31 protein-coding genes and 1 tRNA gene are annotated in these 23892 nt (G+C 73.7%); 17 read left to right on the top strand and 15 right to left on the bottom strand.

The features are described 5' to 3' along the window. Positions 1–39 precede the first annotated feature (39 nt). Both efeU and KPL57_RS37110 read right to left on the bottom strand, forming a co-directional pair. Positions 40–864 carry an iron uptake transporter permease EfeU gene (efeU, locus tag KPL57_RS37105; RefSeq protein WP_226355202.1) on the bottom strand — a complete coding sequence of 275 codons (825 nt, stop codon included), beginning with the start codon at positions 862–864 and terminating at the stop codon, positions 40–42. Between the two features lie 133 nt (positions 865–997). Then, entirely contained in the window at positions 998–1408 is a 411-nt protein-coding gene (locus KPL57_RS37110) for a tetratricopeptide repeat protein (RefSeq protein WP_043279643.1), read from the bottom strand. Positions 1409–1561: 153 nt separating this feature from the next. On the opposite strand from KPL57_RS37110, the gene eno reads away from it, so the two are divergent. The 3 genes from eno to KPL57_RS37125 all read left to right on the top strand — a co-directional run bounded on the left by eno (position 1562) and on the right by KPL57_RS37125 (position 4155). Then, positions 1562–2857, top strand: a complete 1296-nt coding sequence (gene eno / locus KPL57_RS37115) for a phosphopyruvate hydratase (protein ID WP_226355203.1) — start codon at positions 1562–1564, stop codon at positions 2855–2857. Positions 2858–3026: 169 nt separating this feature from the next. Further along, entirely contained in the window at positions 3027–3626 is a 600-nt protein-coding gene (locus KPL57_RS37120) for a septum formation initiator family protein (RefSeq protein WP_073577652.1), read from the top strand. Positions 3627–3630: 4 nt separating this feature from the next. Beyond that, a complete protein-coding gene (locus tag KPL57_RS37125; RefSeq protein WP_374203831.1) occupies positions 3631–4155 on the top strand; it encodes a DUF501 domain-containing protein in 525 nt (174 codons plus the stop codon). Here the strand turns inward: KPL57_RS37125 and KPL57_RS37130 are convergent. Beyond that, complete coding sequence (locus tag KPL57_RS37130) at positions 4152–4742, bottom strand: TetR/AcrR family transcriptional regulator (RefSeq protein ID WP_226355204.1); 591 nt, start codon at positions 4740–4742, stop codon at positions 4152–4154. The genes KPL57_RS37125 and KPL57_RS37130 overlap by 4 nt on opposite strands. Positions 4743–4816: 74 nt before the next feature. On the opposite strand from KPL57_RS37130, the gene KPL57_RS37135 reads away from it, so the two are divergent. Further along, positions 4817–5788 (top strand): zinc-binding dehydrogenase, encoded by a 972-nt coding sequence (locus KPL57_RS37135; RefSeq protein ID WP_226355205.1) that lies wholly within the window; start codon positions 4817–4819, stop codon positions 5786–5788. A gap of 12 nt (positions 5789–5800) precedes the next feature. Here the strand turns inward: KPL57_RS37135 and KPL57_RS37140 are convergent, their stop codons facing one another. Continuing rightward, positions 5801–7438, bottom strand: coding sequence for an acyl-CoA dehydrogenase family protein (locus KPL57_RS37140; RefSeq protein WP_226355206.1), 1638 nt, complete (start codon positions 7436–7438; stop codon positions 5801–5803). Between the two features lie 87 nt (positions 7439–7525). Between KPL57_RS37140 and KPL57_RS37145 the strand changes: the two genes are divergently transcribed. Next, positions 7526–8479, top strand: coding sequence for a Ppx/GppA phosphatase family protein (locus KPL57_RS37145; RefSeq protein WP_226355207.1), 954 nt, complete (start codon positions 7526–7528; stop codon positions 8477–8479). After that, entirely contained in the window at positions 8476–9192 is a 717-nt protein-coding gene (locus tag KPL57_RS37150; RefSeq protein WP_226355208.1) for a uracil-DNA glycosylase, read from the top strand. Before KPL57_RS37145 ends, KPL57_RS37150 begins: the two co-directional genes overlap by 4 nt. A gap of 205 nt (positions 9193–9397) precedes the next feature. Here KPL57_RS37150 and KPL57_RS37155 read toward each other — a convergent pair whose 3' ends face one another. Beyond that, positions 9398–10216, bottom strand: coding sequence for a class I SAM-dependent methyltransferase (locus KPL57_RS37155; protein ID WP_226355209.1), 819 nt, complete (start codon positions 10214–10216; stop codon positions 9398–9400). Between the two features lie 33 nt (positions 10217–10249). Between KPL57_RS37155 and KPL57_RS37160 the strand changes: the two genes are divergently transcribed. Both KPL57_RS37160 and KPL57_RS37165 read left to right on the top strand, forming a co-directional pair. After that, positions 10250–10323 (top strand) — tRNA-Leu (locus tag KPL57_RS37160). A gap of 322 nt (positions 10324–10645) precedes the next feature. Further along, positions 10646–11131 (top strand): DUF3291 domain-containing protein, encoded by a 486-nt coding sequence (locus tag KPL57_RS37165; RefSeq protein ID WP_226355210.1) that lies wholly within the window; start codon positions 10646–10648, stop codon positions 11129–11131. A gap of 299 nt (positions 11132–11430) precedes the next feature. Here the strand turns inward: KPL57_RS37165 and KPL57_RS37170 are convergent, their stop codons facing one another. Together KPL57_RS37170 and KPL57_RS37175 are read right to left on the bottom strand one after the other, a co-directional pair. After that, entirely contained in the window at positions 11431–11838 is a 408-nt protein-coding gene (locus tag KPL57_RS37170; protein WP_226355211.1) for a VOC family protein, read from the bottom strand. A 256-nt stretch (positions 11839–12094) separates the two neighbouring features. Next, a complete protein-coding gene (locus tag KPL57_RS37175) occupies positions 12095–12490 on the bottom strand; it encodes a DUF4345 domain-containing protein (protein ID WP_226355212.1) in 396 nt (131 codons plus the stop codon). Between the two features lie 210 nt (positions 12491–12700). On the opposite strand from KPL57_RS37175, the gene KPL57_RS37180 reads away from it, so the two are divergent. From KPL57_RS37180 to KPL57_RS70605, 3 genes are read left to right on the top strand one after another with little or no spacing between them, the layout of a single operon-like run. After that, positions 12701–13000 (top strand): DUF1905 domain-containing protein, encoded by a 300-nt coding sequence (locus tag KPL57_RS37180; RefSeq protein WP_226355213.1) that lies wholly within the window; start codon positions 12701–12703, stop codon positions 12998–13000. Positions 13001–13048: 48 nt separating this feature from the next. Beyond that, the gene (locus KPL57_RS37185) at positions 13049–13438 is read left to right on the top strand and encodes a pyridoxamine 5'-phosphate oxidase family protein (RefSeq protein WP_226355214.1); all 390 of its coding nucleotides are present in this window, start codon (positions 13049–13051) and stop codon (positions 13436–13438) included. 59 nt (positions 13439–13497) lie between these two features. Further along, positions 13498–14298, top strand: coding sequence for a methylenetetrahydrofolate reductase (locus KPL57_RS70605; RefSeq protein ID WP_226355215.1), 801 nt, complete (start codon positions 13498–13500; stop codon positions 14296–14298). A gap of 229 nt (positions 14299–14527) precedes the next feature. Here KPL57_RS70605 and KPL57_RS37195 read toward each other — a convergent pair whose 3' ends face one another. Then, complete coding sequence (locus KPL57_RS37195) at positions 14528–15283, bottom strand: class I SAM-dependent methyltransferase (RefSeq protein WP_226355216.1); 756 nt, start codon at positions 15281–15283, stop codon at positions 14528–14530. A gap of 79 nt (positions 15284–15362) precedes the next feature. Beyond that, the gene (locus KPL57_RS37200; protein WP_226355217.1) at positions 15363–16130 is read right to left on the bottom strand and encodes a maleylpyruvate isomerase family mycothiol-dependent enzyme; all 768 of its coding nucleotides are present in this window, start codon (positions 16128–16130) and stop codon (positions 15363–15365) included. Between the two features lie 179 nt (positions 16131–16309). Here KPL57_RS37200 and KPL57_RS37205 point away from each other — a divergent pair, with 179 nt between their 5' ends. The 3 genes from KPL57_RS37205 (at position 16310) to KPL57_RS37215 (ending at position 18176) form a co-directional block, all read left to right on the top strand. Then, entirely contained in the window at positions 16310–16948 is a 639-nt protein-coding gene (locus KPL57_RS37205) for a dihydrofolate reductase family protein (protein WP_226355218.1), read from the top strand. A gap of 5 nt (positions 16949–16953) precedes the next feature. Further along, entirely contained in the window at positions 16954–17508 is a 555-nt protein-coding gene (locus KPL57_RS37210; protein WP_226355219.1) for a dihydrofolate reductase family protein, read from the top strand. An 83-nt stretch (positions 17509–17591) separates the two neighbouring features. After that, positions 17592–18176, top strand: a complete 585-nt coding sequence (locus KPL57_RS37215) for a cadmium resistance transporter (RefSeq protein WP_226355220.1) — start codon at positions 17592–17594, stop codon at positions 18174–18176. A 6-nt stretch (positions 18177–18182) separates the two neighbouring features. Here the strand turns inward: KPL57_RS37215 and KPL57_RS37220 are convergent, their stop codons facing one another. Beyond that, positions 18183–19382, bottom strand: coding sequence for an FAD-dependent monooxygenase (locus tag KPL57_RS37220; RefSeq protein ID WP_226355221.1), 1200 nt, complete (start codon positions 19380–19382; stop codon positions 18183–18185). Positions 19383–19463: 81 nt separating this feature from the next. Between KPL57_RS37220 and KPL57_RS37225 the strand changes: the two genes are divergently transcribed. Continuing rightward, positions 19464–19928, top strand: a complete 465-nt coding sequence (locus KPL57_RS37225) for a MarR family winged helix-turn-helix transcriptional regulator (RefSeq protein ID WP_226355222.1) — start codon at positions 19464–19466, stop codon at positions 19926–19928. A gap of 63 nt (positions 19929–19991) precedes the next feature. On the opposite strand, the gene KPL57_RS37230 is transcribed toward KPL57_RS37225, so the two are convergent. Next, complete coding sequence (locus KPL57_RS37230; protein WP_226355223.1) at positions 19992–20276, bottom strand: putative quinol monooxygenase; 285 nt, start codon at positions 20274–20276, stop codon at positions 19992–19994. Positions 20277–20304: 28 nt separating this feature from the next. Beyond that, entirely contained in the window at positions 20305–20838 is a 534-nt protein-coding gene (locus tag KPL57_RS37235; RefSeq protein ID WP_308253075.1) for a putative immunity protein, read from the bottom strand. Between the two features lie 45 nt (positions 20839–20883). Between KPL57_RS37235 and KPL57_RS37240 the strand changes: the two genes are divergently transcribed. Beyond that, positions 20884–21501 (top strand): GyrI-like domain-containing protein, encoded by a 618-nt coding sequence (locus KPL57_RS37240; protein ID WP_226355224.1) that lies wholly within the window; start codon positions 20884–20886, stop codon positions 21499–21501. A 67-nt stretch (positions 21502–21568) separates the two neighbouring features. Here the strand turns inward: KPL57_RS37240 and KPL57_RS37245 are convergent, their stop codons facing one another. Beyond that, a complete protein-coding gene (locus KPL57_RS37245; RefSeq protein WP_226355225.1) occupies positions 21569–22063 on the bottom strand; it encodes a hypothetical protein in 495 nt (164 codons plus the stop codon). Between the two features lie 57 nt (positions 22064–22120). Then, positions 22121–22474, bottom strand: a complete 354-nt coding sequence (locus KPL57_RS37250) for a VOC family protein (protein WP_226355226.1) — start codon at positions 22472–22474, stop codon at positions 22121–22123. Between the two features lie 29 nt (positions 22475–22503). Between KPL57_RS37250 and KPL57_RS37255 the strand changes: the two genes are divergently transcribed. Continuing rightward, positions 22504–23061, top strand: a complete 558-nt coding sequence (locus KPL57_RS37255) for a GrpB family protein (protein ID WP_226355227.1) — start codon at positions 22504–22506, stop codon at positions 23059–23061. Positions 23062–23070: 9 nt separating this feature from the next. Here KPL57_RS37255 and prcB read toward each other — a convergent pair whose 3' ends face one another. After that, entirely contained in the window at positions 23071–23862 is a 792-nt protein-coding gene (gene prcB, locus KPL57_RS37260) for a proteasome subunit beta (RefSeq protein WP_226355228.1), read from the bottom strand. Positions 23863–23892: the final 30 nt, after the last annotated feature.

Raw genomic sequence — 23892 nt, forward strand, 5'->3', positions numbered from 1 at the left:
GTTCTCCTAGAGGGGTCGACACCGTGGGCGGTGCGGGGTTCAGGCGTCGGCGGTGGCCGGGGCGCGACGGCGGGCCGGGCGCAGGAACAGCGCCAGGACCACCACGACGTAGACCGACCAGACGACCGCCTCGAGCACGGTCGTCTGCGGTGAGAAGTTGAAGATCCCCTTGAGCAGGGTGCCGTACCAGGAGTCGGCGGGGATCACGTCGCTGACGTCGAAGGCGAGTGTGGTCAGCCCCGGCAGGATCCCGGCCTCCTGCAGGTCGTGGACGCCGTAGGCGAGGATCCCGGCGGCCACGAAGATCAGCAGGAAGCCGGTGACGGTGAAGAACCGCCCCAGGTTGATCTTCAGCGCGCCGCGGTAGATCGCGTACGCGAGCGCGACGGCGATCGCGATGCCGATCAGGAACCCGACCAGCGGTCCGGCGGTCTCGCCCGCGGCCTGTGCGGCGGCGAAGAAGAAGATCGCGGTCTCCAGGCCCTCGCGGCCCACGGCGAGCGCCGCCATCACGACGACGGCCCACGGCCCCATCGACACGGCCCGGTCCAGGGCGCCCTCCAGCGCCCGGGACAGGGTCCGGCCGTGCGAGCGCATCCAGAAGATCATCCAGGTGACGAAGCCGACCGCGATGATCGAGAGCGAGCCGCCGAGTGCCTCCTGGGCCTCGAAGGTCAGCGCCTGCTGCGTGAGCGTCAGCCCGAGCGTGACGCCGACGCTGACCGCGACGGCGAGCGCGACGCCCGCCCACACCCGCGGCAGCTCCGAGCGTCGCCCGGTACGGACCAGGAAGGCCACCAGGATCGCCACGACCAGCGCGGCCTCGAGTCCTTCACGCAGCCCGATGAGCGCGTTCCCCAGCATGCGACCTCCTGCAGCCCAGTCACCGGTGGCAGTCGCCAGGTGAGGGTGAGCTGCCGGGCGGGAAGGCTAACCTCACCCGATCGGGCGGGGAAGTGTCGCGGGGCATTCGCCCCGGAAGATCCGTTTTCGCAGATCAGGGACGGTCGGGCGCGAGCGCGATGCGGGCCCGCACCTCGCCCAGAGCCTCCTGGTACTCCGGGCGCGGATCCATCGCCGAGGCGATCTTCAGCTGCGTCTCGGCCTCGCCGAGCCTGCCCTGACGCTGCAGTGTCTTGCCGAGTGCGAAGCGCGCGTAGTGGTCGGCCGGATCCATCTCGACGACCCGGACGAACGCCGCCTCGGCCTTCCGCAGCTGCGCCGAGTCGAGGTAGGCGCGGCCGGCGAGCAGGTGCACCGAGGCGTCGCCGGGCTCGTCCGGACCGTGTGCATCGAGGACGGGGCGGAGCGCGTCGAGCGCCTCGAGCGGGCGGTGCCGGGAGAGCAGCCGGTCGGCACGGCGGAACGCCGCGACCGGGTCCTGGTGGTTCGCACGGGGACTGCTCATGGTCACTCTTACGTTAGGTGCGATCCGGGCGGGATGCGAGGTCTTGACAGACCGCCGGTGCGGAGCAGGGTGACGCAAGCGTCCCCCGCCGGGGGCCCACCGGTGACTACGCTGACGCACCGGACGACACCCGCGATCAGAACAGGAGTCACGGTGGCGGTCATCGAGCAGGTCGGGGCACGCGAGATCCTCGATTCCCGGGGCAATCCCACGGTGGAGGTCGAGGTCGCGCTGGACGACGGCACGCTGGCGCGTGCCGCGGTCCCGTCGGGCGCCTCGACCGGCGAACACGAGGCCGTCGAGCTGCGGGACGGCGACAAGAACCGCTACGGCGGCAAGGGCGTCGAGAAGGCCGTCGCGGCCGTCCTCGACGAGATCGGGCCGGAGCTCGTCGGCGTCGAGGCGGTGGACCAGCGACTGGTCGACCAGCGCCTCGTCGACCTCGACGGCACCCCGGACAAGTCGAAGTTCGGCGCGAACGCCCTGCTGGGCGTGTCGCTGGCCGTCGCGAAGGCCGGGGCGGAGTCCTCGGGCCTGGAGCTGTTCCGCTACGTCGGCGGCTCCAACGCGCACGTCCTGCCGGTCCCGATGATGAACATCCTCAACGGTGGTGCGCACGCCGACACCTCCGTCGACGTGCAGGAGTTCATGGTCGCGCCGATCGGCGCGGAGACCTTCCGCGAGGCGCTGCGCTGGGGCGCGGAGGTCTACCACGCGCTCAAGTCGGAGCTGAAGGACAAGGGCCTGTCGACCGGCCTCGGCGACGAGGGCGGTTTCGCCCCCGACGTCAAGGGCGGCACCCGCGGGGCGCTCGACCTGATCGCCGCCGCCGTGCAGCGCGCCGGCTACACCCTGGGCACCGACGTCGTGCTGGCGCTCGACGTCGCGGCGACCGAGTTCCACGAGGCCGGCAAGTACTCCTTCGAGGGCAAGAAGATCACCGCGGACAAGCTGTCCGAGGTGTGGGCCGAGCTGGTCGACTCCTACCCGCTGGTGTCCATCGAGGACCCGCTGGACGAGAACGACTGGGACGGCTGGGTCGGCCTCACCGAGGCCATCGGCGACAAGGTGCAGCTCGTCGGCGACGACCTGTTCGTCACCAACCCGGAGCGGCTCGAGGACGGCATCGCCCGTGGCGCCGCGAACGCGCTGCTGGTGAAGGTCAACCAGATCGGCACCCTGTCCGAGACCCTCGATGCGGTGACGATGGCGCACAACGCGGGGTACCGCTGCATGATGAGCCACCGTTCCGGGGAGACCGAGGACGTCACCATCGCGGACCTCGCCGTCGCGACCGGCTGCGGTCAGATCAAGACCGGCGCCCCGGCGCGGTCCGAGCGGGTGGCGAAGTACAACCAGCTGCTGCGCATCGAGGAGCTGCTCGGTGACGCCGCCCGCTACAACGGCGAGCTGGCGTTCCCGCGCTACCAGGTGCCCGGCCAGAGCTGACGCTCCGGTCGTTCCCCCGTCGGTGACACGGTGCCGCCCGGATCGTCTGCGGACGGTCCGGCGCGGCACCCCCACCGGTGCCCGATCGGGCGGCATGCTGGACGGGTCGCCACGGAGCGGCACGGGCGGCACTGACGGGTGAGGGAACCCGGGACGGACGGGAGGGTGCATGGCGGACCGTCGGGGACGTGGACGGGACGCTCGTGCGCGCACGACCGGCACGGGGCGTGGCCGTGCCGCGGCCAAGCCGCGGACCACGACCGCACGCTCGGCGCGGGCCCCCGCGTCGACGGGCGGCTCCGGCGCGCGGTCGCGGCCGGCCGGACCGCAGGGCGCCCGGCCCCGTCTGACCCGCGCCCGGTCCCGCGCCGGCGAGGTCGTCGCCCGCACGACCGGGCTGCTGGGCCTGTCGTCGACCAAGCGGGCCGCCATCCTGGCCATCGTGGTCTGCGCGCTCGCGCTGACCGTCGCGGTGCCGCTGCACAACTTCGTCGCCCAGCGCCAGGAGCTGGCCGACGTCTCCGACCGCCAGCAGGCGCTGGAGGCCGACGTGGCGCGGCTGTCCTCCGACCGCGCCCGGCTCTCGGACCCGGCCGAGGTCGAGGCCCAGGCCCGGTCCCGGCTCGGGATGGTCCAGCCGGGGGAGACCCCCTACGTCGTGCAGTTCCCGGCCCCGCCGGCGCCGGTCGTCGAGGACGGCCAGGCCGAGCCCGGCGTGCCCTGGTTCCACACCCTCTGGAACGACGTCACGGGCGACCCGCGACGATGAGGGTGTGAGCAGCACTCGTTCCCGTCCGCCCGGTCTGGAGCCGGGCCCGGTCGCCCAGGCCGACCTCGACGCCGTCGCCGACCAGCTCGGCCGCGCCCCGCGCGGGGTCCTCGCGGTCGCCTACCGCTGCCCGTCCGGGCACCCGGCGGTCGTGCAGACCGCGCCGCGGCTGCCCGACGGCACCCCGTTCCCGACGTTGTACTACCTGACCTGCGCCCGGCTGGCGTCGCGGATCGGAACCCTCGAGGCCGAGGGCCGGATGCGGGAGATGGAGGAGCGGCTGGCCGTCGACGACGAGCTGGCCGCCGCCTACCGCCGCGCCCACGAGACCTACCTCGCCGAGCGCGACGCCATCGAGCCGCTCGCCACGCACCCCGACGTCACCGCCGGGGGCATGCCGGACCGGGTGAAGTGCCTGCACGTGCACGTCGCACACGCCCTCGCCGCCGGGTCCGGGGTGAACCCGTTCGGCGACGAGGCCCTCGACGAGATCGGGGAGTGGTGGCGGTCCGGGCCGCCCTGCTCCTAGACCGGCTGCCCACGGTCCCGCCCGGCACGGAACGCGTCGACCGCGAGCCGGGCGAAGCGTTCCGCATCGCGTCCGCGGCTGGCCTCCGGTGCCCCGGCGAGACCGCGCCCGGCCCGCAGGACCAGGATCAGGTCGTCGACGGTGAAGTCGGGGCGCAGCGCGCCGCAGGCCCGCGCACGTGACGCGAGCCCGTCGATCATGCGCAGCAGCTCCCGCTGGTGGCCGGCGAGGAGGTCGCGGGCGGGCTCCGCGGCGGTGAACGCGTCGACGAAGCCCCGGTTCCGCACGTTCAGGGCGACGAGCCGGTGCACGACCGTGCGGAAGCCGCGCCACGGATCCTCGTCGGCGACCCCGTCGACGACGATCCGCCGGCACTCCTGCATCTCCTCGGCGAACGCCTCACGGACCAGGTCGTCCCGGGTGGGGAAGCGGCGGTACAGCGTGGCCGGGCCGACACCGGCCCGCCGGGCGACCGCGCGCATCCCGACGTCGAGCCCGTCCTCGGCGAACAGGACGCGGGCCGCGGCGAGGATCCGGTCACGGTTGTCCTGCGCGTCGGCCCGTAGCCGAGTCGGCTCGCGATCCATCTCTCTCACTTCCACTAAGTGGACGGGTGCGTCCACTACCGTCGGAAGGGTACGCGACCAGGGAGGACCCGGAGATGCAGGCGGTCAGGATCGGCGAGTTCGGTGCCCCGGACGGGCTGGAGGTGGTCGAGGTCCCGGTGCCGCGACCCGGTGCGGGTCAGGTCCTCGTCCGGGCCGAGGCGATCGGCGTCGGAGGTGTGGACGCGGTGATCCGGCGGGGTCTGCTCGGCACCGGGTTCCCGGTGGGGATGGTGCCGGGCAGCGAGGTGGCGGGAGTGGTGACCGCGACCGGGGAGGGGGTCGACCCGGCGTGGACGGGCCGCCGGGTCTGGGCCTTCACCGGTACCGGCGGTGCCTACGCCGAGCAGGTCCTCGTGGCGGTCGGCGACGTGGTCGCCCTGCCGGACGGCCTGACGGCGGCCCGCGCGGTGACCCTCGGGAGCGCGGGACCCGTGGCGCACTTCGCCCTGGCCCACGCCCACCACGCGCCCGGCGAGAGCGTCCTGGTCCGCGGTGCGGCGGGAAGCATCGGCATCGCGACGGTGGAGCTCGCCGTGCAGGGCGGTGCGGGCGAGGTGGCGGTGACGACCTCGTCCGCGGAACGGGGGCGCCGACTGCGCGAGCTCGGGGCGACCCGGGTCCTCGACCGGTCCGGCGGGGGCGGGACGGACCGCTACGACGTGATCATCGACGTGGTCGGGGGACCGGACGTCCCGGCGTTCCTGGATCGGCTGGCTCCGAACGGGCGGCTCGTCCTCGTCGGTGCGGTCGCCGGGTTCCCGCCCGCCGACGTGGGGTCGGCGTTGACCCGGGCGTTCCAGCAGTCGCGCTCGTTCGCCACCTTCAGCCTGGACACCGTCCCCCACCCTCGACGCGACGCGGTCCGCGCCGACCAGTTCGACGCGGCGGTCCGGGGCGGGCTCAGCACCGTCGTCGACGACGTACTGCCGCTGCGGGCCGCGGTGGAGGCGCACCGCCGGATGGACGCGGGGACCGTCTTCGGGCGGCTCGTGCTCGTGCCCGGCGACGGCCCCGCGACGGCCTGACCGCCCGGTCGGTCAGGGCGTCGCCCGCTCCAGCAGCACCCCGACGCTGTCCTTCCCCGGCCGGGTCCCGGCGGTGCGCAGCGGCCCGTCGGCGTCGAGCCGGGTCGCGAGGAAGACGTCCGCGACGGCCGTCGGGGCGTGGCGGACCAGCAGCGACCCCTGCAGGGCCAGCGCGGCCAGCTCCGCGAGACGGCGGGCCCGGCGTTCCTCCGGCGCGGCCAGCTCGGCGCGCAGCGCGGTGACCGTCGCGTCCAGCCGCGGGTCGGCTCCCGCGGCGAGGTCGATCTCGGCGAGCAGTGCCTCGACGGCGTGCGGCTCGCGGGCGATGGCGCGCAGCGCGTCGAGCGCGGTGACGTTGCCCGAGCCCTCCCAGATCGAGTTCAGCGGCGCCTCCCGGTAGAGCCGGGGCAGGTCGGACTCCTCGACGTAGCCGTTGCCGCCCAGGCACTCCAGTGCCTCGGCGACGACGGTCGAGGTCCGCTTGCACACCAGGTACTTCGACACCGGCAGGGCCAGGCGCAGCAGCGCCGTCTCACCCCGGTCGACGGCGCCGGCCAGCCGCAGCGCCAGGACGGTCGCGGCCTCGGTCTCGGCGGCGAGCTCGGCGAGGACCTCCCGCATCAGGGGCTGGTCGGCGAGCCGCGCCCCGAACGCGGACCGGTGCGCGACGTGGTGCGCGGCCTCGGTGACCGCGGCCCGCGCGGTCGCCGCGGAGCCCAGCACGCAGTCCAGCCGGGTCATCGAGACCATCTCGATGATCGTCCGGACGCCGCGGCCCTCGTCGCCGACCCGCCAGCCGACCGCGCCCGCGTACTCGATCTCCGACGACGCGTTGGACCGGTTGCCGAGCTTGTCCTTGAGCCGCTGCAGCCGGATCGCGTTGCGGGTGCCGTCGGGCAGCACCCGGGGCAGGACGAGGCAGGTCAGCCCGCCGGGGGCCTGGGCGAGGGTGAGGAACAGGTCGTTCATCGGGGCACTGGTGAACCACTTGTGCCCGGTGAGGCGGTAGCTGCCGTCGGGCTGCGGGGTGGCGACGGTGGTGCCGGCGCGGACGTCGGAGCCGCCCTGCTTCTCGGTCATCGACATGCCCGCGAGGAGGCCGTCCTTGCCGGCCGGGACGGCGAGGCCGGGCGCGTAGCGGCGGGCGGTCAGGCCGGGCTCGTAGGCGGCGGCCAGCTCGGGCGCGTGCCGCAGCGCGGGCACCGACGCGTAGGTCATCGAGATCGGGCACAGGTGACCCTGCTCCACCTGCGAGGTCAGGTAGAAGCCCGCGGCCCGGGTGACGTGCGCACCGGTGCCGGGCGCCGCGGCCCACGGGGCGGCGGCCAGGCCGTGCTCGACGCTCGTGCGCATCAGCGCGTGCCACGACGGGTGGAAGGTCACCTCGTCGACGCGGTGCCCGGTGCGGTCGTGGGTGCGCAGCTCGGGCTCGTGGGCGTTGGCGGCGCGGGCGTGCTCGCGGTGCTCCGCCGTCCCGATCTCGCCGGCGAGCGCCCGCAGTGCCGCCGGGTCGCCCCCCTCGCGTCCGATGGCCTCGACGACGGCCGGGTCCGCGGAGAGCAGGTCGCCGTCGGCCCGGGGCGGGACCTGGTTCACGACCTGGTGCGTGCCGAGGTCGGACACCGGGGCGGGGGTGTGCGTCGTCGCCATTACCGGAGGGTAACCCCGGCGTGCGACCGATCCCAGGCGTTCCGACTACGGTTCGGACCGACCGTCGTCGTACCCGAAGGAGTGCCGATGTCGCGGGTTGCCGCCATCGACTGCGGAACGAACTCGATCCGGCTGCTCGTCGCCGATGTCACCGAGGCCTTCGACGGCCAGAAGGAGCTGCGCGACCTGCACCGCGAGATGCGGATCGTGCGGCTCGGCAAGGGGGTCGACGCGACCGGCCGGCTCGACCCGGAGGCGCTGGAGCGGACCCGCGTGGCGCTGGTCGACTACGCCGTCGCCGCCCGCCGCAAGGGAGCCGAGCGGATCCGGATGGTGGCGACGTCGGCGACCCGGGACGCGTCGAACCGCGAGGACTTCTTCGCGATGGTCCGCGACACCCTGGGCGTCGAGGCGGAGATCATCTCCGGCGACGAGGAGGCGCGGCTGTCGTTCGTCGGCGCCGTGGGCGACCTCGACCCCGACGACGGCCCGTTCGTGGTGACCGACGTCGGCGGCGGGTCCACCGAGGTCGTCGTGGGGGAGCTGCGCGACGGGGCCGCCGTGGTGACCGCGGCGAAGTCGGTCGACATGGGGTCGGTGCGGCTGACCGAGCGCTGCCTGCCCTCGGACCCGCCGTCGGACGCCGAGATCGACTCCGCGCGTGTGGTCGCCGCCGAGGTGCTGGCCGAGGCGTTCGCGTCGGTGCCGGTCGAGACCGCGACGACCTGGGTCGGGGTGGCCGGGACGATCACCTCGCTGTCCGGGATCGCCCAGGAGCTGCCCGCCTACGACCGCGAGCAGGTGCACGGCTCGACGCTGACCCGCGAGGACCTGCACCGGGTCGCGGACCTGCTGATCCGGTCGTCGCGGTCGGAACGGGAGAAGCACGGCTCGCTGCACCCGGGCCGCGTCGACGTCATCGGTGCCGGGGCGCTGGTCGTGCAGGCCCTGGCCGACGAGCTGCACGCGCGCGCCGGGATCGACCGCGTCGTCGTCTCCGAGCACGACATCCTCGACGGGATCGCGCGATCGATCGCATGACCCTGGCGGTCCTGGACCAGCGGATCTCCGAGTGCCGGGCATGTCCGCGGCTGGTCGAGTGGCGCGAGCAGGTGGCCCGGGAGAAGCGGGCCGCGTTCCGCGACGAGACCTACTGGGGACGCCCGGTGCCCGGCTTCGGCCCGCCCGACGCGCGGATGCTGATCGTCGGGCTGGCTCCCGCCGCGCACGGCGCCAACCGGACCGGGCGCATATTCACCGGCGACCGCAGCGGCGACGTGCTCTACGCCGCGCTGCACGCCGTCGGGCTGGCGTCGCAGCCGACCGCCTCCCACATCGGCGACGGCCTGGAGCTCCACGGGGTCCGGATCACCGCGCCCGTGCACTGCGCGCCGCCGGCGAACAAGCCGACCCCGGCCGAGCGCGACGCCTGCCGGAGCTGGCTGGAGCAGGAGCTCGACCTGCTCGCGCCGACGGTCCGCGGGGTCATGGTGCTCGGCGGCTTCGGGTGGCAGGCGCTGCTGCCGGTGCTCGCCGGCGCGGGGTGGACGGTCCCGCGGCCGGCCCCGAAGTTCGGGCACGGGGCGTCGGTGACGCTGGCCCCGGCCCGGCCCGACCGGGAGCCGCTGGAGCTGTTCGGCTGCTACCACGTGAGCCAGCAGAACACCTTCACCGGACGGCTGACCCCGGCCATGGTCGAGCAGGTCCTGGCGGACACCGCGCGGGCCGCGGGATTGTCGCCGACCCGACGATAAACGCCATCGCCGCTGGTCGGGGCCTCTTCCGGCGTGGCTTTGCTCTGCTCACCTCTACGCAACACCCTCCGCCGCGACGCCCCGGCCCCCCGGGGCGCGTCGCGTCTCCCGCGCCGATGCCGTCGCCGAGATGCAGCTCAGCGGGGTTCCGGTACGGGTCGTCGCCCGCTGAGCTGCATCTCGCCGGGTGTCCCGGTCCCGGGACTCAGCCGGTGGTGAAGCGGTGCAGGCGCATCGCGTCCTGCATGGCGGGGACGTGCCCGGCCGCCGACAACAGCGGGCGCAGCCACACCCGCGGCTCGCGCAGGGACACCTCGTCGTAGATCGAGATGTCGTCGCGCTCGGTCAGCGACGGGTGCCGGTGCGCGAACTCCGCGGGGTTCCACGACCACCGGAACTCGGTACCGACGGCGCGGAACGTCGGCGTCCAGCGCGAGGCACGCACCGTCCACGGGGCGACGGCGTCGAACGCCAGCGTCACCGCGGGGGTGCCGGACACGACCCGGTCGACGGTCGCGTGCACGGCCTCCGCCGGGACGTACATGAACAGCCCCTCGGCGACGACCAGCGTCGGCAGCGTCGGGTCGACGGCGGACCACCAGCCGTCGTCGGTGACGGAGCCGGAGACCTGCTCGATGCTGTCGGGGAGGTCGTAGAGCCGGCGTCGGACCTCCATCACCTCGGGCTGGTCGACGTCGACCCAGCGGCACGTCGACGGCACCCCGACCCGCAACGGCCTGCTGTCCAGTCCGCAGCCCAGGTGCAGGACCTGCCCGGCGGGCTCGGCGGCGAGGAACTCCCGCGTCCAGCCGTCGAGGATCGCGGCGCGGCACACGATGGTCGAGACGTCGCCGGTGAACTGCCAGAGGCCGTGGACGTCGTGCTCGATGCGGTCCCAGACGGGCTCCGCCCACGGGTCGCCCAGGATCGGACGGCGGGACCGGGCGTCCAGGCGTCGCATGTAGAGGGTCATCAGCAGGGTCGCCGCGGCGCCCCGGAGGTCGACCTTCTCGGTGCTCGGCATGAGTCCTTCCCGCCCTGGCTACGCTGTCGCGGCGCCCCCGTAGCCCAACGGCAGAGGCAGGCCCCTTAAAAGGGTCACCGGTGTGGGTTCGACTCCCACCGGGGGCACCCGTTCCGACCGCGACTTTACGCCTCTGACCAGCGTGTTCGCCCGCCGAGGTCGTGATCTGGCTGTCCGGCTGTGACCGGCGGGAACCGGTGCCCACCGGGTGGCCGTCTCGACTAGGTGTCGACGTTTCAGTCACGGCCGGTCTCGCCGACCGCCCGGTGCTTCGACCCGCGTTCCTCACGACGGCGGCCGGTGTCGATTCAGGCCGGCCTCCGGCGGCGCGCGGGCTGACCACGCAGGCCCCCAGCAGTAGGGAGACGTCCGATCAGAGGGCGAATCCGCCTGACCCGATCACGCCTCCGTGAGTCGTACGCTGCGAGGATGCCTGAACTCGCACAGGCCAACGTCGCCAGTCTGCGCGCGCCACTCGACGACCCCAGGATGCGCGGATTCCTGACCGCGCTCGCGCCGATCCACCACCTCGCCGAGCACAGCGACGGTTTCCTCTGGCGCCTCCGGACAGGCGACGATCACGGTCTCTGCGTGATCCGCGACGGCACCGGCCCGGCCTTCCTCAACCTCTCGGTCTGGCGCGACTACCGATCGCTGCACCAGTTCGTCTACCGCAGCCGGCATGGAGACCTCCTGCGTCAACGGGACCGCTGGTTCGACACGACCCGACAGCCGTCCACGGTCCTGTGGTGGGTGACCACCGGAGAGCGACCCACCGCGGATGACGCAACACATCGACTCCGTCACCTTGGGACGTACGGACCTACGGCACGAGCGTTCTCCCTACGGCGCCAGTTCACTGCTTCCGGTGCACCGGTTGCATCCCCTCGATCGCGATCATCCACGCCGCGGTGACGGCCACGAAGGCGCCTGCAGCGTCGCTTCGCGATGGTTCGCCACTCTTGTCCCTGTCACCGAGGAGCGATGCGGCCAGGACGAGGGAATCGGAGAGGAACGGCCGAATCACGAGATCGCGCCGCTGCTACGTGACCCGGTACGGAACAGCTGCCGCTTGACGCGCCCGTCGAGGAGCATCAGCGCAGGTCGGCGGCGCGATCACGGTCCAGCACGTAGGGCCTGCGCGACGAACTGCCGACCCGGAGGAATGAGAAGGCCTGATTGTCCGGCCTTGCTGCGACGGCGCTGTGTCCCTGTCATCCATGGTCGTCGGACGAGCAGGGCCGACGCGACCCGACGCGTTGTCCCACGTCGATGCGGTTGCCGTCCGGGTCGCAGAAGACGAATCCACGCAGTCCGTAGTCAGCGTCACGCAGCCGCTTGATGATCCGCACTCCGTTGCTCGTCAGATGCTCGTAGAAGCCGGCTGCGTCCGCGACCATCATGTGCGCGACGTTGTGAATACCGGGCCGATGCCCTGTGACGAGCGTCAGGTGCAGTTCAGCCTCGTCGCGCCGCACGATGACGAACCCGGTGGGGTCGCCGTTGGTGAACGTCACGGTCATGCCGAGGGTCTCGCTGTAGAAGCGAACTGCCCGGTCCACGTCTGCGACGGGGAGGGTTGCGGCGATTCGACCGAATTGACCGAAGGGTGCTTCCTTCATGTTCGGCTCCATGCAAGGGGCGGCAACTCGGGGCGGTGCCCGTTACAACCTGGATCCTCGACGCAGTGGCCTGTAGCCGCACCCTATCCGATCCGCCCTGGCTCACAGCCGGTCAGCCAGGTGTTGTCGAGCTTCGTGTCGAATGCGTTCCGAAGCCGGTGTGCACTCCGAGTCTCGACATCCATGTCGCCGGTCGGATGCGATCACGGGTCCAAGATCCGCGGGTCCACAGCCGCAGGCGCTCGGAGCGAGTGGGCTACTCGGACTTCTGTCGTGCGAGGAGAAGCGCCGGCGGAGTCAGAAGCTCGATCACGGTCAGTGCCTGGAACAGCGGATGGGGTCGTCCGCTCCGTCGGGCAGCGGCAAGGCGGGCGAGCCCGCCTACGAACGTCGCAGCGGCGACGCCGCGGACGACGGCCGTGCTCGGGTTCGGTTCCCGCGCCGCGGCGAGCATCGCGATCCCTGAACCGCCCCACCATGTCGCGTAGAAGCGCAACACGCTGTCCGTGCTCGCGGTCGCGGTACCGCCGCCCGGGATCGCGCGTGTGCCCCTGGCGACAACGGCTCCGGCGGTGCCGATCGCAACGGCTCCGGACCCCGCGAGCAGGCCTCGAACGATCCCACGTGCGGTAGACGCCTTCACGATCTGCACACTTCCTCAGCGGACGGCGCGCACGCAAGATCGATTCGGCCCTCTGGACAGCGATGACGCCCGCCGATGTCGAGATGATGTCGTCCGACGGTGCAGATGCCGGCGTCCGGGGTGGGAGCCGCCTCCGATGAATCCTCGGCCCCGTGCCGGTCTCCTTCATCGTCCAGGTCGGGCAGACCCGCGGACAGCCATCCCGACAAGGAGACCCCGATGAGCGATCCCGTCGCCCCCCACGCCCTCGACCACACGTTCACCGCCACGCTCGAGAAGAGCGACGCACCGGGCGGGTGGGTCTACCTCCGCACCGACTGGTCGGCCGAGTTCTTCGCCACCCGCGGCCTGGTCAAGGTCCGGGGCACGATCGACGGCCACCCGTTCCAGAGCTCCTTCATGGCGCTCGGCGACGGGACGCACAAGCTGCCCGTGACCGCGGCGGTGCGGACGGCGATCGGCAAGCAGGCCGGGGACACCGTCACCGTCCACCTCGACGAGCGTCTGGGCCGTCGGTGACCTCCGTCGTCGTCACCGTCGGTCCCTGCCACTCGCGATACTCCGGGGATGGACGAGCCGGACGCGACGGTCCGACGTCGACTGCAGAGCGACGAGATCGCATGGCTGACGACAGTGCGTCCCGACGGAACCCCTCATGTCACGCCCGTGTGGTTCGTCGTCGATCGTTCGACCTGGTGGGTCGGCTGCAACGCGACGTCGGTGAAGGTCAGGAACTGTCGCACGCAGCCGGCGGTCGCCCTGGCCCTCGACGGTGGTCGGGCACCCGTGGTGGCGGAGGGCGTCGCCACCGTCCTGACGTGCGGCTTCCCGGCCGGTGTCGTCGCCCTGTTCGACCGGAAGTACGGGTGGGACGTCGAGGCCGACGACGGCACAGGACCCCGTGCCCTCATCGAGGTGGCCACCACCCGGTGGCTGTTCCGGGGGACGGCCCGGTAGCGGTGTGTCGCGGCGTCGCTCGCTCCGGTTCCCGGTGCCCCGGGTCCTATCGTCGGACCGTGACCGACGGATTCCGCATCATCTGCGAGATCGAGCCGCCGACCAGGCCCGACCTGACGCACGCCCGTCACCAGATCGGCGTCCTGACCCCGGTGTCGGATGCGTTCCTGATCCCCGACAACCACATCGGTCGCGCCACGGTGTCGAGCATCGCGGTGGCCAACGAGGTCCGGGCCATGGGCGGGACCAGCATCGCCTGTGTGAACTCCCGCGACCGCAACCTGCTCGGCTTCCGCCGGGATCTCCTGACCGCTGCCGCCTACGGCGTGGACCAGTTCCTGTTCGTGCAGGGTGACAAGCCGTCGGTCGGAGCCCGCACCGGGGAGCTGACCGTGCGGGCCATGATCGAGGAAGCGCGTGCGGCCACCGACCAGGAGCCGTTCGCCGGGATCGCACCCTTCCGCCTCGGGGTGACCGCCGGTCATCGTCGCCGGATGGCGTCCCGGAAGCAGGGCGCCGACTTCGTGTTCGTCCAGGTCGGCTACTCGGTCGAGGCGTTCCTGCGGTGGCGCGAGGACAACCCGACCGACCTGCCCGTCTACGCCGGCGTCATGGTCCTGGCGAGTGCCGGGATGGCGACGAGGCTGCGGGCGTCCATCCCCGACATCGAGATCCCGGACGAGCTGGTCGACCGCGTCGCGCACGGTCCGTCCGCGGGGGTCGACGCGGCGTGCGAGCAGATCCGGGCGCTGCGTGACACGGGAGCCTTCGCCGGGGTGCACCTCGTCCCCGTCAGCCGGTTCCGTGAGGTGTCGGCGTCGCTCGAACGCGAGCTCCGGAGCGGCCCGGCTTCCGCGTGACCGCGTCGGCCGAGGCCCCGGCCGCCGATGCCGGCCCCGGTCGAGCAGGTCGGTGTCCCCCCGGCCGCCGGTGTCGACCGCCGCGAGCGTCGTGCCGACGGCCGGGTCTCCCACGAGGGTGCGCCACCCGGCGACCTCCCGGCGGAATGCGGTGGCCGACAGGGCCGGCAACCGCCGTGCCCGGGCGCCGCGTGACACGGGAGCGTCGGCCGGGCCCCGGGCCGCCCGCTCACCGCGTCGCGACGATGAGCCGGTAGCCCACGTCGAGGTGCTCCAGCCCGGCGAGGTCCGCGTGGCGTTCCTGCCACCGTCCCGTGTCGAGATCGTCGGCGAGTCGGGCCAGTGCAGGCCCGACGACGTCGCGGGGGAGGCCGGCGAGTCCCGAGGCCGCGGCTCGGACGGCGGGGTCGAGGTAGGCGTGTGGACGTTTCCAGTGCGCCGCGAGCAGGCCGTCGACGCAGTCGGCGGGCACCGGGACGGGAACGGTCTCGATCGTGGCGCCGTGCCGCCGGAGAAGCCGTGTGACCGTGTCCAGGCAGGCCAGGTGCCGTTCACGGTGACCGATCTCGGGGAGGTACTCCGCCACCAGCCAGAAGGTGCGTGCGAACAGGACCGGGTCCCAGGTCAGCACGACCTGCCGCCGCGCGATGCGCACGAGCTCGGCGACGCCCGCCGCCGGGTCACGCCAGTGGTGCGTGGTGAGTACCGCCAGCGCGGCGTCGGCCGCGTCGTCCCGGACGGGCAGCGCCTCGGCCGACGCGAGCACCGCGGGCGCGGCGCCGGCGGGTCGCTGGGCGAGCATCGTGGCGGACGGGTCGATCGCCAGCACGGTGCCGGGCTGCTCGTACGAACCGGCGCCCGCACCGACGTCGACGACGCGCCGGCACCCACGCAACGCCTCCCGGATGTGGCGGTCGATGTGCGGGTCGGTGCGGCGCTGCACGGCGTAGCCGGTCCCGAGAACGGCGTAGGGGTCCGTGCTCACCGTCGACCACCTCCCGTTCCGTCGGGCCCGGCATCGCGCTCGTGGCGTCGACGCAGAAGGGACGCGGCGACGGGGCGCCTCAGCCCCAGGTGCGCACCACCGACAGCACCGCCTCCGCGTCCGGCCCCTGCCCGGCCAGCGCCGTCGCGGACGGCTCCACCCGGCGCGCCGCGACCAGGCAGAAGTCGAGTGCGGGCCCGCGGATCGCGGTCGGGGCGTCCTCGGGACCGAAGGTCCAGGTGTCGCCGCCGTCGGGGGCGGTGAGCTCGAGCCGTACCGACTCGGGCGGGATCGCGGGACGCCCGGCCTGCGAGGACACGAAGGGCAGCGTCCGCCAGGCCAGACGGGCGACGTGCCAGAGCTGGTCGCCGTCGTGCGCGGTCGTGCGCAGGGCGTTCGCGACGTCGCGGGTGTGGATCCAGCACTCGACGATCCGCGTCGTCGCGAGGGTGCGGGCGGGCAGGTCGCCGAAGATCCACGGAAGCCGGTCGCGCGGGTCCCGGACGAGGAAGAACTCCCGGAGCGCGCCGGACGACGCGCGCCAGCGGGCCAGCAGCTGCTCCGGCGGGGCCCCGCGCTCGTGGGCGACCATGCGGTCCACCGTGTCGTCGGTCGTCCCACCCGGCGCCGGCGGGCCGCCCGCCATCCGGGCCGCCGCGGCGGCGTTGCCCTCGGTCGGTCCGGCCACCACCCACTCGTCGGCCTGGGCCAGGTGCAGGACGACGTCGGCGACCGTCCATCCCGGACAGTCCGGGGCCGGCCGGTCCCACCGGTCCGGCGTCAACGGGGTGAGCAGCTCGTCGAGGACGCGGTGCTGCTCGGCCAGTCCGGCCACGACGGTGTCCACGATGTGCTCCCTCTCGGTCGTCCGGGCATCGGCCCGTGCCGGACCGCGCCCCACCCCTCGACGACGAGCCGGTCCCGGACGACGCTAGCCAGCAGCCGGACCCGCGTCGACCGATGAGTTCCGCCGCCCCCGGCGGTCCACCGTCGCGACGCGGTCCGCGCGTTCACCGAGGAGGCCCCATGCCCCGCACCCGGGTGCACAACCTGTTCATCTCCCTCGACGGCTACGCCGCCGGCGACCACGTGACCCTCGACGCCCCGATCGGCGACGCCGGGCGGCTCTTCGCCGGGTTCGACGGGCGGTTCATCCACGGGATCGGCGGGGTGGACGCCCCCGTCACCCTGGACCGCGCCCTGACCAGCACGTGGGCCCAGGGCATCGGCGCCGAGATCATGGGGCGGCGCAAGTTCGGTCCGCAGACCGGCCCCTGGACCGACGACGGCTGGCAGGGCTGGTGGGACGACGAGCCCCCGTTCCACACCCCGGTGTTCGTCATGACCCACCACCCGCGGCCGCCGATCGAGTTCGCGAACGGGACGAGCTTCCACTTCGTCGACGGGTCGGCGCAGGAGGTGCTGACGGTCGCGCAGGAGGCGGCGGGCGACCTGGACGTCCGGCTCGGCGGGGGACCCTCGACGATCCGGCAGTTCCTCGACGCCGACCTGGTCAACGTCATGCACGTGGTGATCCTGCCGATCGTGCTGGGGCGTGGGGTGTCGCCGTGGGAGGGGCTGACCGGCGTCGAGGACCGGTTCACCGTCGAGTCGGTCGCCTCGCCGAGCGGGCGCATCCACCAGTTCTGGAACCGGAAGGTCTGACACCCGTGGGATTCCTCAGCTACTCCATGAGCATGTCCCTCGACGGCTTCGTCGAGGACCCCACCGGCAGCATCGCCTTCGGCGACCCCGACGAGGAGGTGCACCGGCTGTCCAACGACCAGACCCGGGCGACGTCGGTGTTCCTGTTCGGCCGCAACCTCTACGACATCATGGAGGACTTCTGGACCGCCCCCGAGCGGGCCGAGGGCCACCCCGTGGAGGCGGAGTTCGCGCAGCTCTACACCGCGATCCCGCGGGTGGTGTTCTCCGACTCGCTGACCTCCGTCGCGCCCGGGTGCCGTCTCGTCCGCCGCGCCGACGCCCGGGCGGAGGTGGCCCGGCTGAAGGAGGAGACCGACGGCGAGCTGGCCGTGGGCGGGCCCGGGCTGGCCGCGTCGCTGCTGGACCTGATCGACGAGTTCCGCCCGCGGGTGGTGCCGGTCGTCCTCGGCGGCGGGAAGCGGTACCTGCCGCTCGGTGCGGACCTGCGGCTGCGACTGGTCGAGCAGCGCGTGTTCGACGGCGGGACCGTGCACCTGCGCTACCAGCGCGTCCGCTGACCCGGGCCGGATCCGGTCGCGGCACCGGACAGGGCGTCCCGGAGACTCCTACCGTCCTCGTCGCCGCCACTCGGGAGCCGTCCGTGATCGCCCAGGCGGCAGCCGTGTTCGCGGCCACCAACGTCGACGACCTCCTCGTCCTGGCACTGTTCTTCGCCCGGGTCGCCGACGGGCGCCGGGGCGTGGCGGCCGTCGTCGCCGGGCAGTACCTCGGGTTCGCCGGGATCCTCGCCGCCTCCGTGGCGGGTGCGCTGGTCGCCGGGCTGCTCCCCGAGCAGGCCCTGCCCTACCTCGGTCTGGTGCCGCTGCTGCTCGGCCTGCGCGCCGCCCGGGCGGCGTGGCGCGAGCACCACGACCCCGACGACGAGTCCGGGCCCGGGGGCGGCCGGGTCGGCGTCGCGACCGTCGCACTGGTGACCCTCGCGAACGGCGGCGACAACCTCGGCGTCTACGTCCCGCTGTTCGCCACCGCGGGGACGGCCGGGATCGTCACCCACGTCGTCGTGTTCCTCGTGCTCGTCGGGGTGTGGTGCGCCCTCGGCCGGTTCCTCGCGACACGGCCGCCGGTCGCGCGGGCCCTGGCCCGGTGGGGGCACGTGGTGCTGCCCGTCGTCCTCGTCGGGATCGGGGTGCTGATCCTCGTCGAGGGCGGGGCGTTCGGGCTCTGAGCCCGGTCAGGCCACGCGGGCCGGCGCCGGCGACCCGTACCGCGCGGGCAGCGTGATCGTGTCGGCGGGCGGTGCGGCCAGCCGCTCCACCAGCGGCTGCAGCGGCGCCGACGCGGCCACCCGCAGCACCGCCCGCTGGGTCGCGAGTCCCAGTCGGCTGCTCGGGTTGGCGGCGCGGAGCTGGGTGGCCGTGACACCCTGGGCCTTCATCGCGAAGGGCCGCACGACCTGCTCGTAGCGGGCCAGGGCGGACCGGTGGTCGGAGCCGTCCGCGAGCTCCGCGGCCAGCACGTAGGCGCCGGTCAGAGCCAGGCTGGTGCCGGTGCCGAACGGCCCGGTGGACCACGCGGCGTCGCCGAGGAGGACCACCCGCCCGGCGCTCCAGCTCCGCGCGTGCACCCGGGCGATCGCGTCCATGTAGTACGGCGCGTCGAGTGCGTCGAGCACGCGCGAGGTCTGCCAGCCCGCGTCGGCGAAGGTGCGGCGCAGGACGGCCGTCCGGGACTCCGGGGCGAGCGCCTCCAGCCCGCGCACCCCGCTGAGGAAGGTCAGGGCGGCGCGGGTGGTGCCGCGGTCGTCGGGACGCAGGCTCACGCCGCGGGAGCCGGTGGCGTTGAGGACGGTCCACCAGCGGTCGTCGTCGGCCGTGCGGGGGATGGTCAGGTAGGCCGCGTAGAGGCCGAGCTCCTCCAGGACGACGTCGTCGAACACCAGGTCACGGGTGCGGGACCGGGTGCCGTCGGCGACGACGAGGACGTCGGCCTCGACGGTGCCGCCGCGCTCCAGCGTGGCGGTGACCCCCTCGGTGTCCTGCCGGACGTCGACGATGCGGTCGCCGAAGCGGTACTCCGTGCCGGTGCGGGTGCGGTCGTGCAGCAGCCGCGCGAGCGTGCCGCGCAGGATCTCGGCCTCCGCGGTCAGACCGCGGGTGTCGTCGCGGCCCGCGGCGAACTCAGCGACCGGGCGGCCTGTGTCGTCGACGAAGCGGGTGCCCTCCTCGCGGGTGCCGGCGGCGAGGATCTCCTCCTCCAGCCCCATCCGGCGGACGACCTCGCGGGCGGTGCCGCGGACGTCGACGTTCTGGCCGTCCTCGCGGAGCTCGGTGGCCCGCTCGACGACGGTCGTGCGCCAGCCGCGGGCGTGCAGCTGGTGGGCCAGCGCCGGGCCGGCGATACCGGCTCCGGAGATCAGGGCGTGCGGGCTCATCGGGTCTCCCTCGGCGTCGTATAAGTAGAGAAACTAGCGACTAGATGGACTGGCGGCAAGTCGAGTGGTGTACTCACCCGCATGGCCGATGGTGTGCAGACGGGTCCGGACGACCTCTCGGAGCTGGGTGAGGTGACCCTCGCGGTCCGCGACCTGGTCGCCGCGACCCAGCAGCTGGCGGGCCGGACGGCCCAGGCCACCGGGCAGAACGTCACCGACATGACCGCGGTCGGCCTGCTCGTCCAGTTCGGGCCGATGGGGGTGGTCGAGCTGGGCAACCGGCTGGGGATCCGGTCGGCGTCCGCGACGGCGCTGGTCGACCGGCTCGAACGCGCCGGGCACGCCGAGCGCGTCCGCGACCGCGTCGACCGGCGACGGGTGGCCATCACCGCCACCGACGCCGCCCGCCGGGCCAACCTCGAGGCCTGGATCCCGCTTGTGCGCCGGATGGACGAGGTCTGCCGGGACCTGTCGCCCGCGGAGGCCGACGTCGTCGTGCGGTTCCTGCGCCGGCTCGCGACGACCGTCGACGGGAGCGTGCCCTGACCCGGGACGCCGGAGGCGTTCGCGAAGGCCGCACCCGCCGGGGTCGCCCGCGGCGCGTGAGCGTCAGGCGTCGCCGACGGAGGAGATGGCGTAGCGCCGCACGTCCGCGCCCAGGATCCGGGCCGCGGTGTCCCCGTCCGGCCCGGAGCCGCGGAACGCGAGCAGCTCCTCCTCCGACGCCCAGCGCTCGTAGACGTTCACCCGCGCCGGGTCCAGGGTGTCCGCGGTCAGGGCGAAGTCCAGGCAGCCCGGGGCCGAGCGCGCGAGCGCGACCGCCCGCGTCCCCTCGGCGACGAGGGCGTCCCGGTCGGCAGGGTCGGTGAGCAGGTGGCCCGCGACGATCAGCATGCAGGAGGACCGCCGCGCGGCCCCGGACTCATCGGTCGCGCAGCGCGTCGTCCAGTGCGGTGGTCAGCGCGGCGACGCGGCTGCTGCCGGCCGCCGCGCGCGGGTAGCGGCACAGGACGTCGACCAGCTCCGGTGTCGCGCGCCGCCGGGCACGGTCGAGCTGCGCGTCGCCGCTGCGGGGCGCGTCGCCGTCGGCCAGTTCGACGGCGTGGGCGGCGTGCGCGGCCGCGCGCAGGATGTGGCCGACCTGGGTGGCCTTCGCCAGCGGGTGCAGGTAGGCGGACGCGGCGGCGTCCGCGGCGGCCAGCGCGGCGTGCCTGCCGGCCGGGGTGCGGGCCTCCTTCGCCGCCCGCGCCGCGTCGACGGCGGTCACCCGCTGCAGCCGCGACCGCTCGGCGCCGTCGGCGAAGGCCCACGCCGCGTCGAGCGCCGCGCGGGGGCGGCCGTCGTCGGGCCCGTCGAACAGGGGGAGGGCCTCGGCGGCGCACTCCGCGGCGAACCGGGTCACGACCCGCAGGTCGGCCATGGTGAGGGTGACGTCCCCCGGTCCGATCCGTGCCACCGCAGCACCTTCCCGTACCGCGCGCACCTCCGCCAGGATGGGGTCGTGCCGACGACGGTGGACCTCAAGCGCGAGCTGCCCTGCTACGCCGCGCGCCGCGACACCCCCGAGCTGGTCGACGTCCCCGACCTGCGGTTCCTCATGATCGACGGCCACGGCGACCCGAACACGCCCGTCTACACGGCGGCGGTCGAGGCGCTGTACCCGGTCGCCTACACGTGCAAGTTCGCCAGCAGGCGCGAGCTCGGGCGCGACCACGTCGTGATGCCCCTGGAGGGGCTCTGGTGGGCCGAGGACATGGACTCCTTCACCCTGTCCCGGGACAAGACCCGCTGGTCGTGGACGATGATGATCATGATCCCGGACTGGGTGCCCGAGGCGATGGTCGACGACGCCGTCGCCACCGTCCGGCGGAAGAAGGCGCCGGAGCGGATCGACGACGTCCGGTTCGCGCCGCTGTCGGAGGGCCGCTGCGTGCAGGCCCTGCACGTCGGCCCCTACGACGACGAGGCCCCGCTCCTGCACCGCATCCACACCGAGTTCATCCCGGAGCACGGGCTGCGCATGACCGGCCGCCACCACGAGATCTACCTCGGCGACCCGCGCCGGACCGCCCCGGAGAAGCTGCGCACCATCCTGCGCCAGCCCGTCGCCGACGCGTGATCACCGGTTGTGGAGTGGAGCGTTCGCGAGGCGGTCGCTGCGCTCCACAACCGGTGATCACGGGTGCTCAGGCCGGGCGGTACCGGTAGCGCGCCAGGTGGACGCAGTACCCGACGATCCCGGCGACCAGCAGCGCTAGCACCACCCAGACCGGTCCGACCGGCAGACGTGGCGGATCGGTGCGGGTGGCGTACACCGCCGTCACCGGGACCACGGTGAGCAGGAACAGCGTCGCGCCGAAGGTCCGGCCCATGTCCTCGGCGAGCATGTGGCGCAGCCGCCCGACCCGCTGCGGCGCCGTCCAGTAGTCGCGGTGCGGCACCGACACCCGCGCCAGCGAGCCCGTCGCGACCAGGCGGTAGAGCCCGGCGCCGATCCCGGCGACGAGCAGCCCGAACAGGGTGCCGAGCGTCAGGAACCAGGCGCGGCTGCCGAACGCGGTCGGCACGCCCGTGAGGTCGAAGTGCAGCGGTACCCCGTCCTCGGGCAGCTCGCCGGCCGCCCACACCAGGGCGAACGCGTAGAACACCGAACCGGCGAGGAGCGGGAACCAGGGGCGCACCGCCCGGATCATTCCGGGTCGCCGGCCGGTCCGCGCGCCGTGGCGGGGGCGAGCCGGTCAGTCCTGCCGCGGCGAGCCGTAGCGCAGCAGGTTGTTGTCCGGGTCGTGGTGCGCGCCCTCGCGCAGCCCGTAGGAGGTGTCGACCGGCGCCACCTCGCGGCCGCCGGCCACGGCGGACCAGCGGGTGTGGAGCGCGTCGGCGTCGTCGACGTGCAAGTAGGCGCAGCCCGCGGTGCGGGCCGGGTCGTGGTCGGGCAGCACCGAGACGTGCAGCTCGACGCCGCCGAGGACGGCGAAGCCGTAGCCGTCGTCGTAGCGCTCGACGGTGAACCCGAGCGCCCGGTAGTGGTCCAGCCACCGGTCGAGATCGGTGGTGGCGAAGACCGGGGCGACCGAGCGCAGCGTGGACACCGAGGCAGTCTGCCCGCATGCTCGCCGCCGTGACCAGACGCCACGACGAGCTGAACCGGGCACTCGTGCACGGGATGCGTCCGGTCGTCGTCGAGCTCGCCGAGCCCGACCCGGCCTGGCCCGCGGCCTTCGACGCGGCGGCGGCCCGGCTGCGGGCGGCGCTGGGGGAGCGGGCCCACCGGATCGAGCACATCGGCTCCACCTCGGTGCCGGGGCTCGCGGCGAAGCCGGTGATCGACGTCGTCGTGGCCCTCGACGATCCCGACGACGAGGCGGCCTACCTGCCCGACCTGCTCGCCGACGGCTACGACCTGCGGGTCTGCGAGCCCGGGCACCGCTGCCTGCGCGGCGCCGTCGGGGACCTGCCGGTGAACCTGCACTGCTACGCGCAGGGCAGCCCGGAGATCACCCGCTACCTGGTGTTCCGGGACCGGCTCCGCGCCCACGACGAGGAGCGGGCGCGCTACGAGGCGCACAAGCGCGGCCTCGCCGGACGGGAGTGGGCCGACATGAACCTCTACGCCGACGCCAAGGGACCGGTCGTCGAGGAGATCATCGGCCGGGCCGGCGGCCCGCCCCGGCCCTGACCCGCCGGCTCAGCCCCCGGGACGCTCCGCCCGCTCGGCGAGCATCCGCTCGGTCGCGGCCCGGACCTCGTCGACACCGATCTCCTCGACGCCGTCGGCGGTCACCGTGATCAGGTTCGGGAAGATCGCCCGGGTGAGGTCGGGGCCCGCGGTGGCGGTGTCGTCGTCGGCGGCGTCCCACAGCGCGTTGGCCGCGAGCGCGATCGCGCCGGCCCGGTCGACGCCCGGATCGTGCCGCTTCTTCAGCGACGCCTCGGCGAACTGCGAGCCGGACCCGATGCCGACGTAGCCGGACCGGGCGCGCTTGATACTGCCGGTCGGGTCGTAGGTGACGATGCGGACCGGGTCGGGGTCGGTCGGGTCGTAGCCGACGAACAGCGGCAGCGCGACGAAGCCCTGCATCGCCGCGCCCAGGTTCTCCCGCACGATGCTCGACAGCCTGCGGACCTTGCCGTCCTGGCTGATCGGCGCGCCCTCGACCTTCTCGTACTGCTCCACCTCGGCCGCGAACATCTTCAGCATCTGCAACGCGTGCCCGACCGACCCGGCGAACCCGGCGGCGGAGGTGTCGTCGATGCCGACGACCTTCACCAGGTCCTTCTGCGCGATCAGGTTGCCGGAGGTGGCGCGCCGGTCACCGGCGAGCAGTACGCCGTCGGCCCAGGTCAGGGCGATGATCGTGGTGCCGTGCGGGACGTCCAGGTCGGCGGGGACCCGCTGGACGGGGTCGCGCGGGAGGTGCGAGGGCAGCAGCTCCGGGGCGTGGGCACGCAGCTGCTCGAGGAACGAGGGTCCGGTCATGAGGGGGAGCGGGCTCCTTCGCACTGCGGG

The sequence above is a fragment of the Pseudonocardia sp. ICBG601 genome, from assembly GCF_020496245.1.